Source organism: Lacibacter sp. H375 (assembly GCF_037892425.1).
GTDB lineage: Bacteria > Bacteroidota > Bacteroidia > Chitinophagales > Chitinophagaceae > Lacibacter.
Genome location: NZ_JBBKTT010000001.1, coordinates 1,413,703 through 1,429,363, shown reverse-complemented (window position 1 = coordinate 1,429,363; position 15,661 = coordinate 1,413,703). Strand labels below are relative to the sequence as shown.

18 protein-coding genes are annotated in these 15,661 nt (G+C 40.1%); 10 read left to right on the top strand and 8 right to left on the bottom strand.

The features are described 5' to 3' along the window. Positions 1 to 34: 34 nt before the first annotated feature. The 4 genes from WG954_RS06250 to WG954_RS06235 all read right to left on the bottom strand — a co-directional run bounded on the left by WG954_RS06250 (position 35) and on the right by WG954_RS06235 (position 3,812). The gene (locus tag WG954_RS06250; protein ID WP_340434665.1) at positions 35 to 1,537 is read right to left on the bottom strand and encodes a S41 family peptidase; all 1,503 of its coding nucleotides are present in this window, start codon (positions 1,535 to 1,537) and stop codon (positions 35 to 37) included. Positions 1,538 to 1,541: 4 nt separating this feature from the next. After that, a complete protein-coding gene (thiL, locus tag WG954_RS06245; RefSeq protein WP_340434663.1) occupies positions 1,542 to 2,576 on the bottom strand; it encodes a thiamine-phosphate kinase in 1,035 nt (344 codons plus the stop codon). A gap of 43 nt (positions 2,577 to 2,619) precedes the next feature. Then, positions 2,620 to 2,964, bottom strand: a complete 345-nt coding sequence (locus tag WG954_RS06240; protein ID WP_340434661.1) for a four helix bundle protein — start codon at positions 2,962 to 2,964, stop codon at positions 2,620 to 2,622. Positions 2,965 to 3,032: 68 nt separating this feature from the next. Beyond that, complete coding sequence (locus WG954_RS06235; protein WP_340434660.1) at positions 3,033 to 3,812, bottom strand: inositol monophosphatase family protein; 780 nt, start codon at positions 3,810 to 3,812, stop codon at positions 3,033 to 3,035. 72 nt (positions 3,813 to 3,884) lie between these two features. Between WG954_RS06235 and WG954_RS06230 the strand changes: the two genes are divergently transcribed. The 5 genes from WG954_RS06230 to mtgA all read left to right on the top strand — a co-directional run bounded on the left by WG954_RS06230 (position 3,885) and on the right by mtgA (position 9,525). After that, positions 3,885 to 5,822: a glycosyltransferase family 2 protein gene (locus tag WG954_RS06230; protein WP_340434658.1), complete on the top strand. Its 1,938-nt coding sequence runs from the start codon at positions 3,885 to 3,887 to the stop codon at positions 5,820 to 5,822. A gap of 40 nt (positions 5,823 to 5,862) precedes the next feature. Beyond that, positions 5,863 to 7,389 (top strand): GH3 family acyl-acid amido synthetase, encoded by a 1,527-nt coding sequence (locus WG954_RS06225; RefSeq protein ID WP_340434656.1) that lies wholly within the window; start codon positions 5,863 to 5,865, stop codon positions 7,387 to 7,389. 46 nt (positions 7,390 to 7,435) lie between these two features. Then, positions 7,436 to 8,065 carry a LysE family translocator gene (locus WG954_RS06220; RefSeq protein ID WP_340434654.1) on the top strand — a complete coding sequence of 210 codons (630 nt, stop codon included), beginning with the start codon at positions 7,436 to 7,438 and terminating at the stop codon, positions 8,063 to 8,065. Between the two features lie 159 nt (positions 8,066 to 8,224). Next, complete coding sequence (locus WG954_RS06215; protein ID WP_340434652.1) at positions 8,225 to 8,743, top strand: hypothetical protein; 519 nt, start codon at positions 8,225 to 8,227, stop codon at positions 8,741 to 8,743. Between the two features lie 14 nt (positions 8,744 to 8,757). Then, on the top strand, positions 8,758 to 9,525 hold the full coding sequence (mtgA, locus tag WG954_RS06210) for a monofunctional biosynthetic peptidoglycan transglycosylase (protein WP_340434649.1): 768 nt from the start codon (positions 8,758 to 8,760) through the stop codon (positions 9,523 to 9,525). On the opposite strand, the gene WG954_RS06205 is transcribed toward mtgA, so the two are convergent. Both WG954_RS06205 and pnuC read right to left on the bottom strand, forming a co-directional pair. Then, positions 9,514 to 10,053 carry an AAA family ATPase gene (locus WG954_RS06205; protein WP_340434645.1) on the bottom strand — a complete coding sequence of 180 codons (540 nt, stop codon included), beginning with the start codon at positions 10,051 to 10,053 and terminating at the stop codon, positions 9,514 to 9,516. The genes mtgA and WG954_RS06205 overlap by 12 nt on opposite strands. 49 nt (positions 10,054 to 10,102) lie before the next feature. Beyond that, on the bottom strand, positions 10,103 to 10,723 hold the full coding sequence (pnuC, locus tag WG954_RS06200) for a nicotinamide riboside transporter PnuC (RefSeq protein ID WP_340434643.1): 621 nt from the start codon (positions 10,721 to 10,723) through the stop codon (positions 10,103 to 10,105). Between the two features lie 75 nt (positions 10,724 to 10,798). Here pnuC and WG954_RS06195 point away from each other — a divergent pair, with 75 nt between their 5' ends. The 3 genes from WG954_RS06195 (at position 10,799) to WG954_RS06185 (ending at position 12,834) form a co-directional block, all read left to right on the top strand. Further along, positions 10,799 to 11,911 (top strand): saccharopine dehydrogenase family protein, encoded by a 1,113-nt coding sequence (locus tag WG954_RS06195; RefSeq protein WP_340434641.1) that lies wholly within the window; start codon positions 10,799 to 10,801, stop codon positions 11,909 to 11,911. 81 nt (positions 11,912 to 11,992) lie between these two features. Next, the gene (locus WG954_RS06190) at positions 11,993 to 12,412 is read left to right on the top strand and encodes an OsmC family protein (protein WP_340434639.1); all 420 of its coding nucleotides are present in this window, start codon (positions 11,993 to 11,995) and stop codon (positions 12,410 to 12,412) included. A gap of 62 nt (positions 12,413 to 12,474) precedes the next feature. Next, positions 12,475 to 12,834 carry a cupin domain-containing protein gene (locus WG954_RS06185; protein ID WP_340434638.1) on the top strand — a complete coding sequence of 120 codons (360 nt, stop codon included), beginning with the start codon at positions 12,475 to 12,477 and terminating at the stop codon, positions 12,832 to 12,834. Between the two features lie 7 nt (positions 12,835 to 12,841). Here WG954_RS06185 and WG954_RS06180 read toward each other — a convergent pair whose 3' ends face one another. Together WG954_RS06180 and WG954_RS06175 are read right to left on the bottom strand one after the other, a co-directional pair. Beyond that, positions 12,842 to 13,420, bottom strand: a complete 579-nt coding sequence (locus WG954_RS06180; protein ID WP_340434636.1) for a M23 family metallopeptidase — start codon at positions 13,418 to 13,420, stop codon at positions 12,842 to 12,844. Positions 13,421 to 13,524: 104 nt separating this feature from the next. Continuing rightward, positions 13,525 to 14,121 carry a NifU family protein gene (locus WG954_RS06175; RefSeq protein WP_340434635.1) on the bottom strand — a complete coding sequence of 199 codons (597 nt, stop codon included), beginning with the start codon at positions 14,119 to 14,121 and terminating at the stop codon, positions 13,525 to 13,527. A 138-nt stretch (positions 14,122 to 14,259) separates the two neighbouring features. Between WG954_RS06175 and WG954_RS06170 the strand changes: the two genes are divergently transcribed. Together WG954_RS06170 and WG954_RS06165 are read left to right on the top strand one after the other, a co-directional pair. Beyond that, entirely contained in the window at positions 14,260 to 14,778 is a 519-nt protein-coding gene (locus tag WG954_RS06170) for a ferritin (protein ID WP_340434633.1), read from the top strand. A 93-nt stretch (positions 14,779 to 14,871) separates the two neighbouring features. Beyond that, positions 14,872 to 15,603, top strand: coding sequence for an esterase family protein (locus WG954_RS06165; protein WP_340434630.1), 732 nt, complete (start codon positions 14,872 to 14,874; stop codon positions 15,601 to 15,603). Positions 15,604 to 15,661: the final 58 nt, after the last annotated feature.

The window sequence follows — 15,661 nt, the reverse complement described above, 5'->3', positions numbered from 1 at the left end:
CCAAGGCCTGTTTATATTATTTCTGACAGATGTACTAACCTTTCCGTTGCATGATGAGCTGAATTGCTTTTTCCATTTTCGGATCACGGTTCTGCCTGATGCTTTCAGCACTGGCTTTTGCTTCTACATCGGGCAAAACGCCATGGCCATCTTTGGGGTAATTCTTATTGTTTACAATGCGGTAAAGCGGCAACCGCACACGAAGTTTACTGTTCGGCAAGATCATCTCCGGAATAAACACACCATTATTGCCATAATAACCACCACCTGTTTCTTCGCCAACAACAGTTACATTCTCTTGTCCTTTTACAACAGCTGCAAACAACGTCGTGGCAGAAAATGAAAACCCACCTGTGAGAAGGTACACCTGCCCATTATAACGTCGTGACAATGGTTCGTATATCCTATCATTGAAAAACCTGAACCTGTACATGCCATCCTTTTCCTTCTTGTTTAAAAAGAATAGACCAAGATTATAAACAAACCTTCGGCTCACTTTTGCATCGCTGTGAATTTTTCTCCGGACAGAATAAATAGAATCAGTAAATACAAACGACTCCTTGCTGATGAAACGTGTGAGGTATAATGATTTTTTAATGAGCCCTCCCCCATTGTTCCGCACATCGATCACGAGGTGCGGAATATTTTTTATTTCTAACTGCCTGAATGCTTTTTTCAGGAAATGCTTGTGCAATGAAGGGCCAAAACTGCTGATCCGCAAAGTGGCAAACTTCTTTGATGAATCAATACTGAATGAACGTGTACGTTGCAAACGTTGCTGTCTTTCTGAAATTTCCGGTTGTGAGGGTGGTGGGGTTTGTGGAGTGATGGAAACCGGCCTCCGTCTTGTGGTATCTCTTGCAGGATCAAACAACGGCAGTACGGTTCGTTTTACTTCACCTCTTGTATTTACATAGTTGATGGTATAATTCTTTTGCAAACCAAAGCGTATGTTGTAATACGTAGTAAAGTTGTTGCTGATGTTCTGGTAGCTGAAGTTTTTTGCATTACCATCAATTGATACAAGCGGCAAAAGCGAATCAATCACCTGTCTTGCCGTTAATCCGTTGATAGAAAGAATGGTTGTTCCTGTTCTGATCAATGAATCACGACGGTTGAGATTAGCAGTTACCACCAATGTTGAATCATCAACTACTTTTGCAACAAACGGGAACGTGGGTAATCGTTTTCCCGCTATAAACTGATTGTATTTTTTTGAAAACCGCACACTGGTGTGTCCGCAACGTATCGGAAAAATTGTTTCTGCAACTATATTCCTGAACTGTATCTCATTCAAAGAATCATTGAGTTGTTCATATGCAAGTTTGAATGATGATTCAATTTCTTCTTTTGAACTATACCAGTAAAGTGAAGGATGATTTTTTTTGAATGTTTCTTCCATCACCTGCACATCTTCTTTCAACTGCTCCGGGCTGTACTTACGTTCAGGTGTATAAGCAACACTTCCTGTTGCGGAACAGGAACTTAGTGCATACAGCATTACTACTGCAACTATAAAAAAGATGTTTTTCTTCATAAAACTATTTACCAAATGCATTCCAGCCCTGAGCTGTCAGCTGATGCTTATTGCCACCTCTTGTTATGATGTGAGCACCTTCTGCAGCTGTTGTAATATGCCCTACGATCCTGATGCCGTTCACATCTTTTATCTTATCATAATCACTTTGTGCAATGGTAAAGACCAGTTCATAATCTTCACCTCCACTCAATGCACAAGCAGTTGGATCCAATTCTAATTTATACGCAAACTCCTTTGCATCCGGATGTACAGGTATCTTGTCTTCGTAGATCAATGCACCCACTTCGCTTTGTTTGCAGATGTGTAATATTTCACTGCTGAGTCCATCGCTGATATCCATCATTGCCGTTGGGACAATTTTCTCCTTCTCTAAAAAATCGATGATATCTTTTCTCGCTTCTGGTTTCAGTAATCGGCCAACGATATAATCCCTGTTCTCCAGATCAGGTTGTACTCCTTTTGTTTCAAGAAAAATTTTCTTCTCCCTTTCAAGTAATAACAAGCCAAGATATGCGCCACCAAGATAACCGGTTACACATATCAGATCGTTTGGTTTTGCTGTGCTCCGTTTTACAAATTTATCAGGCGCCACCTCTCCAATAGCTGTTACACTTATTACAAAACCTTTGGTAGTAGAAGTGGTATCGCCGCCAACCAGATCAACACCATATTCTTCGCAAGCCACATATACACCATCATAAAATTCTTCTAACGCTTCAAGACTGAAACGATTGCTCACAGCCAAGCTTAAAGTGATCTGTGTTGGTGTTGCATTCATAGCATAAATATCACTCACATTTACCACCACACTTTTATAACCAAGGTGTTTAAGTGGTGTATACATCAGATCAAAATGCACACCCTCGATCAACAGATCAGTTGTAACAACAGTCTGTTTTCCGAAATGATCGATCACTGCTGCATCATCTCCCACGCCAAGAATTGTTGATGCATTCTGATGCTCAATATTTTTTGTGAGATGATCGATAAGACCAAATTCACCAAGGGAGGATAGTTCTGTACGTTCTTCGCTCATAATTTTAGAATGTTTGATGTTAGATGTACGATGTACGCCTCTCTCAACGGGACGACACAATCGAGCTAACAATAATCTTTAATAAAGTTTCTCCTTCGTGAAAGTGCTGTGTTATTTCTTTTTCAAAATCTTTGTTAAACTCTTGCAATAACTCTAAAAAGAACAAGCTTTCATCCAATTCTTCTTCAACTATTTTTAGTTTATTAATAAAATCGGGTTTCGATTTCGCTCTCCTTGCTGCCCGGTAATTTGCACCTACTGAGCTTGAAGAACGAATGATCTGGTTTTTATACGCCCTGTTAATTGGGCTATCAGGTATTTTTTGTGTTAGTCTTGCAACGTTAATGGCAAACATTTTTGTTCGCCTTTTCATTTCTTCGGCATCCATATGTCAGCAAATTAAGATGTTTCAAAAATAACACGCCCATGTACATCGTACAACGAACATCGTACATGTTATAGTTTCTTCCTGTCATTAATCACTTCCACCAGATCATCATGAATTTTTCCGTTGGTTGCAACAATATGTGGTTGATAAGGTGAATAATGATCGCCTTTAAAATCGGTAACCTTACCGCCTGCTTCTTCTACCAACAGAAAACCAGCTGCGCTATCCCATGCATTTAACTTGTGTTCATAAAAGCCATCAAAGCGACCAGCAGCCACCCAACACAGGTCAATTGCGGCACTACCTAAGCGACGAACAGGAATACCCTTGCGAATAAAACGTTCAAACACCTGCAATGGACCGTTCGGCATATCAAGATAAGTATAGGGGAAACCCGTAACCATACATGCTTTGATCAATTCGCTCTGTTCACTCACATGAATGGGTTTATCATTCAAATATGCACCTTCACCACGTTCAGCAAAAAAGAATTCATTCATGAGCGGATTGAACACAGCTCCCATTATCATCTTCCCATCTTTCTCAATACCGATACTTACACAGCATATAGGGATGCCATTTGCAAAATTCACTGTACCATCGATCGGGTCGATGATCCATTTGTAATTTGAATCCTGTGCCATCTCTCCCGCTTCTTCACTTAAAATATAATGATCAGGAAATTCTTTCTTTATGACTTCAAAAATGGCTTTCTCCGCTGCATGATCAGCTTCCGTTACAAGATTGTTCACGCCTTCCTTGTTATGAACAATAAAATCACCATGAAAAAAATGCGTCAGTTGTTCTGCGCCTGCCTTGGTAGCAGCAATTAGGGTTTGTTTAAGCATGCGCAAAGATAACCCCGCAACACAGATTTGAGATTGCAGATTTAAGATTTTAGATTTGAGCTTTTACAGCCTATGCAGCTTTCGGTTATCATCGTCAATTATAATGTGAAGTTTTTCCTGGAGCAATGCTTGCTGTCGGTGCAAAAGGCTGTCGAGGGGATAGATGCGGAAGCGTTTGTGGTTGATAATGCTTCGTCTGATGGTAGCCGTGAATACCTCGAACCAAAGTTCACGAACATTCATTTTGCATGGAATAAAGAGAATATTGGTTTTGGCAAAGCCTGTAACCAGGCACTTAAACAGGCAAGTGGCGATTTTGTACTGTTCCTGAACCCCGATACTGTTGTTCCGGAAGATTGTTTTACTGCCTGCTTCAATTTTTTTCAGCAAACACCCGATGCAGGTGCTATCGGCATCCGAATGCTTGATGGCAGCGGAAAGTTTTTGCCGGAAAGCAAACGGTCATTCCCATCGCCACTTACCTCATTCTATAAGCTGAGCGGTTTGTCATTCCTTTTCCCACATTCAAAAACATTTGGCCGTTATCATCTTGGCTATCTTGATGAGCATAAGAACCACGCAGTAGATGTATTGGCAGGAGCTTTCATGATGATCAGAAAAGATGTCCTTGCGCAAACAGGCGGTTTCGATGAAAGTTTTTTTATGTATGGCGAAGATGTGGACCTTAGTTACCGCATACAAAAGCTTGGATTTAAGAATTATTATTTCAGTGATCGTTCCATTCTTCACTTCAAAGGTGAAAGCACAAAAAAATCATCCGTGAATTATGTACGGATGTTTTACGATGCTATGAGTTTGTTTGTGCGCAAGCATTATTCCTCATCACGTGCAGGTGTTTTCAGCTCACTGATCAATGCAGCTATTTGGGTAAGAGCTCTAATGAGTTTGATGAAGCGTTTTATACAGCGTGTTGGTTTGCCTTTACTCGATGCCGTGCTCATCTTCTTCAGTTACATGCTTGCAAAATTTGTATGGACAAGTTATATAAGACCAGAGATCGTTTACATGAATAAATTGTTGTGGATCTCGTTTGTCGTTTTTTCGTTCCTGTTTTTGCTGGTGAGTTATTACACTGGTTTATACGAGCAAAAGTTCCGCTATAAAAATCTGTGGCAATCATCCTTGGTTTCCATTCTTATTATTCTGGCTGTTTATTCATTATTGCCTGAAGAATATCGTTTTTCAAGAGGTCTTGTATTACTTGGGGCAATGTACAGTTACTTTTTCCTTTACTTATGGCGAAGGATTTTGTTATATGCAGATATACTGGAGAAAGCGATTGATGAAGATGATTATTTTTCTTTGGTGGCAGGCACTGAAGCCGATTTGATAAAAGTAAACAACCTCTTACACCATCATGGTCGTAGTCAAACTATACAGGGATTTGTAAGTCCGTTGAACGAACCAAAATCACTTGGCCGTGTCGATGAACTGCAACAACTTTTGCAAAACACGCCGGCGAATGAATTGATCCTGTGCCAAAGCAAAGACCTTTCCTTCTCACAGATCATTACTCTATATGAGCAAACGGGCAAACGTGTAAAATTGCGTTTACATGCTCAACATAGTGAAAGCATTATCGGCAGCGATTCAAAGAATGAAGCAGGTGAAGTTTTACATCGGGAGAAACTGCAGTTGAGTGAAGAAGTAAATCTTCGTTTGAAACGACTGATCGATGTGAGTACATCAGCACTCTTTTTACTCAGCTTTCCATTGCATTTTATCATCAACAGACATGCATTGGGTTTATTGCAACAGAGCGTTGCTGTCTTCACTGGTCGAAAAACATGGGTTGGTTTTTCAACTTCACGTAAACATCTGCCTTCAATTCCTGCATCTGTATTAGGACCTGCCGGGCAACCCCATCATTTATCACACCTGAAAGAAGAGGGTCTTTTATTGGCCGACGAATGGTATGCCCGGGAGTATGAAGCCGTTTACGATCTCAAAACCATCTTTGCGAATTATCAAAAATTAGGCAGTAAGTAAAGCCTTGAGTTGTTACATTTGTCAACACTGAACGGTAAGCATGTCATTAATTGAAATCAATCTCCCCAAGTCAATCAGTAAGGCGCTCAATTTGCCGGTCAATTCTCCTAAACGCCAGCAAATCAAAGTGCTTAAAAAGCTGTTGAAGAAAGCGAAGCATACCGAATTTGGTCAGAAATATCATTTCGACGAAGTATTGAATAGCCGTCATCCCGGAAAACGTTTCCAGGAACTGGTGCCGGTTCATGATTATAATAAGATCTACAAAGATTGGTGGCATAAAACACTGGAAGGCAATACTGATGTGTGCTGGCCGGGCAAGATCAAATATTTTGCGCTGAGCTCAGGCACCAGCGAAGCTGCCAGCAAATATATTCCCATTACCAACGATCTGATGAAAGGCAACCGCATTGCCATGATCAAACAGTTGATTTCTTTACGCACTTATGAAAACCTGCCGGTGCGTAGTTTAGGAAAAGGTTGGCTCATGTTGGGTGGCAGTACCGATCTGCAAAAAGGACCGGGTTATTATGCCGGCGATCTCAGTGGTATCACTGCCAAGAAAATGCCTTTCTGGTTCAGCCCGTTTTATAAACCTGGAAAGAAGATCGCCAAAACCAAAGACTGGAATATTAAGCTCGATTATATTGTAAATGAAGCGCCCAATTGGGATATTGGTTTTGTGGTGGGCGTACCTGCCTGGATACAGATGTGCATGGAAATGATCATTGAACGTTACCAGCTCAAAAATATTCATGAGATATGGCCCAATCTGGCATTTTTTGTACACGGTGGCGTATCGTTTGAACCATATAAGCATGGGTTTGAAAAATTGTTAGGAAAACCGCTTATTAATATTGAAACATACCTGGCAAGTGAAGGATTTATCGCTTACCAAAACAGGCAAGACGCTGTGGGTATGCGTTTAGTTATGAACGAGCACATCTTTCTTGAGTTTGTTCCGTTTGAAGATAAAAATTTTGATGCCGATGGCAATATTGTGGCAAAGCCGGAAGCTTTGATGATCCATGAAGTGGAAGAAGGAAAGGATTATGCATTACTGATCAGTACAAGTGCCGGTACATGGCGTTACTTAATTGGCGATACCATTCGTTTTACCGATAAAGAAAAATGTGAAATCGTTATCACCGGTCGCACCAAACATTTCTTAAGCCTTGTAGGTGAACATCTGAGTGTTGATAATATGAACAAAGCTATTCAGGTGGTTAGTGAAGACATGAATATTTCGATTCCTGAATACACAGTTGTTGGTGAACCTCACGGCAATTTCTTTGCGCACCATTGGTATGTTGCCTGCGATGATCGTGTTAACACGGAAGAGTTGCGTGTTGCCCTAGATAATGCGTTGAAAGAAATTAATGATGATTATGCAGTTGAACGTGGCAGTGCATTAAAAGATGTTTTTCTTGATATTATGCCCGAGTCAACCTTCATGGAATTTATGAAGCTGAAAGGAAAGATCGGTGCCCAGCATAAATTTCCCCGTGTGTTGAAAGGTAAAATGCTGGCCGATTGGCAACAGTTTTTAACAACAGGTAAGTTGTAAGCAATTGATCCTTGTGATCGGTGTTTCTATCAATCCATCATCAGACATGACCGAAGCAATCATCAAAGGTTTGGCGTTAGGTTTATTGCTGGCCATCAGTATGGGCCCGGTTATTTTCTCCATCATTAAACAAAGCATCAGTAACGGTCACAAAGGTGGGTTGGCATTTGTGTTTGGTGTATCGGCCAGTGATCTTACGCTGGTTCTTGTGAGCAATATCTTCACTGAACTATTTAACCGGCTGTTGAAGTTTGAAAAAGTGATTGGTCTCGGTGGCAGCGCTTTGCTTATTGGTATCGGTGTGTATTTTCTCTTTTTCAAAAAAATAAAAATGAATGAGCTGGGCGATGGTATTGAAATGAAACGCAGTGCCGGCGATTATGTAAAGATCTTTTTTGCCGGTTATTTCATGAATACACTTAACCCAAGTGTGATTGCATTCTGGTTTACCTGGGCCACTGCTTTCATCACCATTCCGGTGAATGAACGTATTGCCACCTTCGCTGTTTGTCTTTCTGTTGTATTTATTTTCGATCTGTTGAAAGTATTCCTTGCAAACAAACTCCGGAGCAGGCTCACATTAAAAACCATCACATTGATCAATAAAATATCAGGCACTATTCTGATCGTGTTCGGAATTATCCTGATCGTTGGGCTTTTATTTTACAGGAAATAAATAAGCTGTACCTTCTTAACATACAATTTCATTTTTCTGATGTTCTTTTGAGGCTTGTTATGAAATGAGCCATAAAAATTATAGAGCAAATTATATACAGGCGGTCACAATCTTTATGGCGAAAAACATCTGGCAATAAAAACAATCATAAATAGACAGATGAAACCAGCCATTCTTGTACTGCTTTTATTAGTTGCGTCTGTTGCCAACGCACAATTCAATGAATTGGTGTTGCGCAAAAACGGCATCGCTAAAAAACGATATGCAGAAGGTGCAACTATTACGCTGCAAACAAAACTTGGTTTGCGGTACACCGGCACTATCTATTTGATCCAGAACGACAGCATTTATTTTCTTGGTGGCGGTATTCACAAACGTGACATTGCCATTGTGTTTAAGAAACAAAAGAAAAAGCACCGCTTTATTCCGTTTAATGGCCAGGCGTTTTTATACAGCAATCTTGGTATTCCGTTATTTACTGCCGGTTTGGTCATCAGCGGAGAGCCTTTCTTAAACTCTGCTATTTCAGGTGTGGCATTGGTTTACGTTCCCGTGCTGTTGTACAATGCTCAACAACTTATTTTCAACGGCAATAAAAAATACAGGATCGGGAATAAATATGATCTGCAGGTTCTTGATCTTTATCCATCAGAAAAACTTCCAGAAAAAAAGCTGTAACGTATATTGCAACCATGGCCGCAAAGAAATCCAATTCCTCCAACAGGACATTTCTTCAAAAAACGTTTCGTTTCCTGAAACGCTTATTTATCGTTCTGTTTATTGCTCAGTTTATTTATATTATTTTACTTAAGTGGGTCGATCCTCCTATTACTGTTACGCAACTTGTAAGTGTACTTAAAGGCGAAGGCTTAAAACGTGATTATATTGACATCGAACAAATGAGCAGCAATGCGAGGTTGGCAGTTATTGCAGAAGAAGACCAACTGTTTCCCGATCATAGTGGTTTCGACTGGAAGCTGATTGAAAAAGCCATTGATCATAATGAAAAAAAACCAACACGTATCCGTGGAGCTTCCACACTTTCGCAGCAAACAGCTAAGAATGTTTTTTTATGGCAGGGCCGCAGCTGGTTCCGCAAAGGACTGGAAATGTATTTTACAAAAATGATCGAGTGGATTTGGGGAAAGAAGCGCATCCTTGAAGTGTATCTCAACGTAGTGGAAATGGGAAAGGGTGTTTACGGCATTGAAGCTGCTGCAAGAAAATTTTATTCAAAACCGGCCATACAACTTTCACGGGTGGAGGCCGCACAAATTGCGTCATCATTACGGAACCCCAAAAAATATACTGTAAAGCCTTTATCAAAAGCAGTTGCAATCCGCACAGGTTGGGTAGTTCGTCAAATGAATAATCTTGAAGGTGATGAGGATATTCAGCAGCTGATCCATGATGATATTCAGCCCAAAAAAGACAAGAGGAAAAAAGTATCAGCGAAGTAAGGCATCAACAGCTTTCACTGCTTTGTTGAAACGTTCTTCAAAATCTCCGCTCAAAATCGTCCATGCTGTAGTTTGTTGATGCAACAATTCCTTGTACACCGCAAACAGATCATTGCGTACTTTTTGTTCGGGATATTCTCTTAATTCATCTTCCACCCAGGGAATATCGGGTTTGCAGAGAAGATAAAGATCGTATTTCTGATGTTTAAGCTGCTGGAGTATCCACGGATCACAGGAGCCAAATACTACTTCGCTCCATACTTTCATCACATGCATATCTGTATCAAAAAAGATCGTATTTACTTGTTTTGTAAGGGCGTCAACCGTGTATTGCTCTGCCAGCTCGGTTTGATTTTTGGCGATCACTAATAAATCATCCGCATTATATGGCCTTCCCAACATCAGTAAATATTCTCTTGCATATTCAGGACACCATACCGATTGGTAGTGTTTCGCCAAACGTTCGCTTAAAAAAGATTTACCTGTAGATTCCGGGCCGAGTAGAACAACTTTCTTCGGGAAATTCATAAAGGTTGCAAAATAACGGGTGATGCAATACAAAACAAGGGTAATTCTGCTATCGTAATTTTACTCTTCTCATCCATTCTGCCAATCCAAAAAAAGCCATGATCAATAACACCACATAATAAACACTGGTAAACACATATTGTTTCACAAAGTACAAGGGAATTGAAGCAATATTGGTAGCGATCCACCAATACCAACTTTCTACTTTCTTTTTTGCCATCAACCACATACCTGTAAACGCTGTGGCTGCTGCAAAGGAATCGGCCCAGGGAATTGCACCCGGCGCAAAGCTCTGTTTAAGATAATATAACGAAATGTATAATGCAAGGTAAAAACCGGCGAAGAATAAAAGCTGATAAATGATCCACCTGGTATTAGAATAACTGATGTGTAAAACCTGCTGATGTTCTTTGTCCTTTTTTGCCCATAGCCACCAGCCATAAATACTCATGACTGTATAATAAATATTTACTGCTGCTTCGCCTAACAAATGCCCTTTGTAACTCAAATAAATATAAATAACCGTGTTTACAAGGCCTACCGGGTAAACAAGAATGTTTTCCTTTCTGCTGAACCAAACACTCGCAATTCCACACACAACACCAGTGTATTCAAGGGCCGTAGTTGCCTTCATCCCTGTTACAAACTGTTGCCAGATAGATTCGATCATGTTTCAAAAATGCATTGAAATTTTCAGATTGAGTGCTAAAAAATTTTCGGTCATCTTTGCAAAAATGTTTGCCGTATGTCGATTGCTGTCCTTGGTGCCGGTATGGTGGGCCGTGCTATTGCACTTGATCTTTCTGCAGAATTTAATGTTACTTCCTTTGATGTAAGTGAACAGAACCTTCAGCACTTACAACGTAAATCAACCAAAATAAAAACAGTTGTTGCTGACCTGAAAAATACAGCAGCCTATTCATCACTACTTCAACCTTTTGATCTTGTAGTGACTGCTGTTCCCGGTTTTATGGGTTTTGAAACGTTAAAAGCGGTGATCAATGCGGGAAAGAATGTTGCAGACATTTCTTTCTTTCCTGAAGATGCATTGCAATTAGATGCTTTAGCCAAAGAAAAAAATGTAACCGCCATTGTTGATTGTGGGGTTGCGCCCGGCATGAGCAACTGGATCATCGGCCGCTACAATGCAGAAATGAAGATCGATGGATTTGAAATTTATGTTGGAGGGCTACCCTTGTATCCAAAACCTCCATTCTTTTATAAAGCTCCGTTCTCTCCTGTTGATGTAATTGAAGAATATACAAGACCTGCACGTTTGAAAGAAAACGGTAAGATTGTTACCAAGCCTGCATTAACAGACAGAAAGATGATGAGTTTTGATGGTATAGGAATATTGGAAGCATTTAACACCGATGGTTTACGTTCACTCTTATTCACCATGCCGCATATTACTACACAAATTGAACAAACACTTCGTTACCCGGGGCATATCGATCTAATCATTGCATTAAAACAAAGTGGTTTTTTCAGCGAAGAAAAAATAATGGTGGATGGAAAAGAACTATCACCATTACAATTCACTTCAAAACTATTGATCAACGAATGGAAGTTGGGTGAAACAGAAGAAGAGTTGACTGTGATGAAAGTAATTCTTCACGGCGAAGGAAAAACAATTGAATACAACCTGCTCGATAAATATGATACAGCCACACAAACATCCTCCATGGCTCGCACAACAGGTTACACTTGCACTGCAGCTGTTCATTTGTTAGCTAAAAACATGGTTACGAAGAAAGGGGTATTTCCGCCCGAGCTATTGGGTGATGATAAAAGATGTTTTGATTTTGTGTTGAGCTATTTGCAAGACAGGGGTGTTTGCTGGGTGAAGAAAGTATAAAAAACTTTCAGATTTATCGTTTGTGATGAACCCGTTTTTGCCTTAGTTTTACTTTTTACAAAAAATAAAAACTTAAACATTATGATACGTCACGCATCTGCCGTTTGGAATGGCTCGGGTAAAGAAGGTAACGGACACCTAACTACACAAAGCACCGTTTTAACTGATACACAATATTCTTATCTCTCCCGTTTTGAAAGCGGTGTCGGTACCAACCCAGAAGAATTGGTAGCAGCGGCACATGCAGGTTGTTTTAGCATGAAGTTGAGTTTTGTATTGGGTGCTGCAGGATTTACTCCTGAAAAAATAGATACTAAATGTGAGATCACCTTTGTTGATGGAACATTGTCTAAATCTCACCTCATTGTATCTGCTTCTGTGCCGGGTATTGATGATGCGAAATTCCAGGAGTGTGTAAAAGATGCAGAACAAAACTGTCCTATTTCAAAATTATTAGGAAAGGGTTTAGAGATCAGCAGCACAGCAACACTGGTTGCATAAATTATTGATCATTATTTATACAGCCGGTTTTCAATTGAAGGCCGGCTGTTTTATTTTACAGTATGGAAAAGATAAATCTTGCAGAAAAATTCAACCTTTTTACTGAACACTGGAGTCCGCAGATTGCCGGTGAGTTAAACGGACAACATGTTAAACTTGTAAAGTTCAAAGGACCGTTTACCTGGCACCATCACGATCATGAAGATGAACTGTTTTATGTAGTGAAAGGAAGTTTTGATATGGAGCTAGGCGATAAAACGATTACCATTAACGAAGGTGAATTCATCATTGTTCCAAAAGGTGTTGAACACCGGCCCAATGCAAAAGAAGAAGTGCATGTGTTGTTATTTGAACCAGCCACTACATTGAATACAGGTAATGTAGAGAATGAGTTTACGAAGAAGGAGTTGGGAAGGTTTTGACGTAACACTAATTTGCTCTATAAAATCTTGATGGCCTTAAATACTTTATTCCCTTTTTTGTTTGAAATCTTGTTGGTTGTTGTTTCCCATTTTGTACGACTTCAAAATGAAGATGCGCAAAAGCAGAATAACCTGTATTACCGCTGTTGCCAATTTGCTGACCTTTCGAAACTGTATCTCCGACATTGACCTTCACTCCATTTTTCTGCAAGTGCCAATAATGTGCAACTGAACCATCGCCGTGCTGAATACTGATATAATTCCCATCTGATAAATTATCAGGATTTAATCCGCCTTTATCACTGTCACTTCTTACTGCAATGACAGTTCCTTCTCTTGCTGCACAGATTGTTGTTCCTTCTTTCACTTTAAAATCAAGAGCAAACTCTCCTTTATGACTTAGTTTGCTATCATAAGCTTGTACCAAATAAACTTTCTTGCCTTGTTCAAACGGCAGAGCATAAACATATGTTTCATCGTTGGTGAATTCGCCGTTCTTTAGCTGACGAATAGTATAATCGTTCTGTGTTTGTGCAAAAACATCAGTACAGAAAAACAGAAGAAATAAAATTGAAAGCTGTTTCATGTTTACTAAACTACTTTTTCAAACCTTAATAAAAACAAAAAAGCGTTGCAATTACTGCAACGCTTTCTATCATTCAAATCATTTAATTCATTTCATCATCGGTCTTATTCTGCCTCTGCAACTACTTCTTCCACTTCAGGAATCATACGTTTCATCATTCCTTCAATACCTGCTTTCAACGTAATCATTGACGAAGGACATCCGCTGCAGCTTCCCTGCAATGCAAGATTTACTTTACCATCTTTAAAACTTTTGAACTGGATAGCACCACCGTCCATTTCAACCGCAGGCTTCACATAGTTCTCGAGTATTTCCTGAATGCGCTTTACCACATCGCTTTCATCGCCACTCAATACAACTTCGTCCTTCACCGGCTCAACTATTTTCGATTCGTCAATAACTGGTTTGCCTTCTTCCAGGTAATCTTTCAAAAACTGGCGGATGGTAGGGATCAACTCCTGCCAATCAGTATCGGGTGTAGAACGGGTGAGCGTCACAAAATTGCTGGCAATGAACACGGCTTTCACAAACGGAAAACCAAAGAGTTCCTGCGCAAGTGGAGAGGCATCTGCTGCTGCTACTTCAGGAAAGTCAATGCTTTTGCCGGGATACAAGAGTTTGTTTGCCACAAACTTCATTGTTTCCGGGTTTGGCGTCATTTCTGTATAGATGCTGATAACGGGATTACCTGTTTGTATCATGTTGGTGAAACTTTAAGCAGCAAATTTAGCAACAAACGGCGGGTTTTGGTTGAGGTTTTCCCATTTTAGCACATTTATGACGAATCATAGCCAAAAAGCTCCCGTAATCGTAAATTAGAGTAATTAAAACATACAAATATGCTATCCCCAAAAATTGAAAAGGCGCTTAACGAGCAGGTTTTGCTCGAAGCAGAGTCATCTCAGATCTATTTAGCCATGGCCAGTTGGGCAGAAGTAGAGGGGTACAGCGGTATTGCGGCCTTTCTTTATAAACATAGCGACGAGGAACGTCTTCACATGTTAAAACTGGTGAAATTTATTAATGAACGGGGAGGCCACGGTGTCATTCCACAATTAAAAGCGCCTGCAACCAAATACAAAGGCGTGCGGGAATTATTTCAGCAGGTGCACGATCATGAAATACTGGTGAGTGGAGAGATCAACAAACTGGTTGATATTTGTTTGAAAGAAAAAGATTACACTACGCATAATTTTCTGCAATGGTATGTAAGTGAACAGATCGAAGAAGAATCACTTGCAAGACATATCATGGATAAACTGAAATTGATTGGTGCTGATAAGAGTGGTTTGTACATGTTCGATCGTGATGTATCAACGATGGGTGGGCCAGCAGCTACCGGCGGTGGCAGGCATTGATCTTTCAACACTTCTATTTGTGTTTACATGCTTATCGTTTAACTTCATTAAGGTGAGCGAATGATATTTTATTCCCGAAACAAAACTGATTATATGCATAGAGAATTATCCGGATGGTATAGCCCCGCATTGAATAAAGAAATGCCTATTGCCACTTATGGACATTATGGTTTTGCGTTATTGTTAGTGCCCACTGCAGCAGCTGATTATTTAGAGTATGAACGCTTTCAATTGATGGACACGTTGCGTCCGTGGGTGGAAGCTGGTAAGGTGAAAATATTTTCTGTAAACAGCATCAATACAGAAAGCTGGATGCACAATGAAATGGAAGGCGCACATAAGGCCATCCGACATAACCAGTTCAATGAATATATTTTTAACGAAGTGGTGCCGTTCATCAAAACAAGCACATCATTCGATACGCCAATTATCACCTGCGGTGCATCATTCGGTGCATTGCACAGTATGAACTTATTTTTGAAACGTCCTGATTTGATCAATGGTGTCATTGCCATGAGTGGTGTGTATGATCTGATGGAATACAGTAAAGGACATTATGATGAACAGGTGTATTACAACAGCCCCATGCATTATATGCCCAACTTAACTGATCATGCAGTATTGGAACAGATTCGCCAAAGCAATCATATTCATATTTTCAGTGGAAGTGGTGCATATGAGGACCCATCGAGCAGCGGACGTTTTGCAAAAATTCTGTACGATAAAGGCATTAACTACGAACTGGATATTTGGGGCGAAGAGTGGCCACACGATTGGAATACCTGGCGTGCTTTATTGCCGCATTATCTTGAAACCAGGTTTTAGGAGCTCGCTTAATCAAGAGTTAAACATAAAGTCTTTCCATTCGTCAAATGCAATCAAC

Excerpts from the sequence above, each read along its gene's own strand:
- WG954_RS06250 (WP_340434665.1), bottom strand. The coding sequence starts at position 1,537 with ATGAAGAAAAACATCTTTTTTATAGTTGCAGTAGTAATGCTGTATGCA.
- thiL (WP_340434663.1), bottom strand. The coding sequence starts at position 2,576 with ATGAGCGAAGAACGTACAGAACTATCCTCCCTTGGTGAATTTGGTCTT.
- WG954_RS06240 (WP_340434661.1), bottom strand. The coding sequence starts at position 2,964 with ATGGATGCCGAAGAAATGAAAAGGCGAACAAAAATGTTTGCCATTAAC.
- WG954_RS06235 (WP_340434660.1), bottom strand. The coding sequence starts at position 3,812 with ATGCTTAAACAAACCCTAATTGCTGCTACCAAGGCAGGCGCAGAACAA.
- WG954_RS06230 (WP_340434658.1), top strand. The coding sequence starts at position 3,885 with ATGCAGCTTTCGGTTATCATCGTCAATTATAATGTGAAGTTTTTCCTG.
- WG954_RS06225 (WP_340434656.1), top strand. The coding sequence starts at position 5,863 with ATGTCATTAATTGAAATCAATCTCCCCAAGTCAATCAGTAAGGCGCTC.
- WG954_RS06220 (WP_340434654.1), top strand. The coding sequence starts at position 7,436 with ATGACCGAAGCAATCATCAAAGGTTTGGCGTTAGGTTTATTGCTGGCC.
- WG954_RS06215 (WP_340434652.1), top strand. The coding sequence starts at position 8,225 with ATGAAACCAGCCATTCTTGTACTGCTTTTATTAGTTGCGTCTGTTGCC.
- mtgA (WP_340434649.1), top strand. The coding sequence starts at position 8,758 with ATGGCCGCAAAGAAATCCAATTCCTCCAACAGGACATTTCTTCAAAAA.
- WG954_RS06205 (WP_340434645.1), bottom strand. The coding sequence starts at position 10,053 with ATGAATTTCCCGAAGAAAGTTGTTCTACTCGGCCCGGAATCTACAGGT.
- pnuC (WP_340434643.1), bottom strand. The coding sequence starts at position 10,723 with ATGATCGAATCTATCTGGCAACAGTTTGTAACAGGGATGAAGGCAACT.
- WG954_RS06195 (WP_340434641.1), top strand. The coding sequence starts at position 10,799 with ATGTCGATTGCTGTCCTTGGTGCCGGTATGGTGGGCCGTGCTATTGCA.
- WG954_RS06190 (WP_340434639.1), top strand. The coding sequence starts at position 11,993 with ATGATACGTCACGCATCTGCCGTTTGGAATGGCTCGGGTAAAGAAGGT.
- WG954_RS06185 (WP_340434638.1), top strand. The coding sequence starts at position 12,475 with ATGGAAAAGATAAATCTTGCAGAAAAATTCAACCTTTTTACTGAACAC.
- WG954_RS06180 (WP_340434636.1), bottom strand. The coding sequence starts at position 13,420 with ATGAAACAGCTTTCAATTTTATTTCTTCTGTTTTTCTGTACTGATGTT.
- WG954_RS06175 (WP_340434635.1), bottom strand. The coding sequence starts at position 14,121 with ATGATACAAACAGGTAATCCCGTTATCAGCATCTATACAGAAATGACG.
- WG954_RS06170 (WP_340434633.1), top strand. The coding sequence starts at position 14,260 with ATGCTATCCCCAAAAATTGAAAAGGCGCTTAACGAGCAGGTTTTGCTC.
- WG954_RS06165 (WP_340434630.1), top strand. The coding sequence starts at position 14,872 with ATGCATAGAGAATTATCCGGATGGTATAGCCCCGCATTGAATAAAGAA.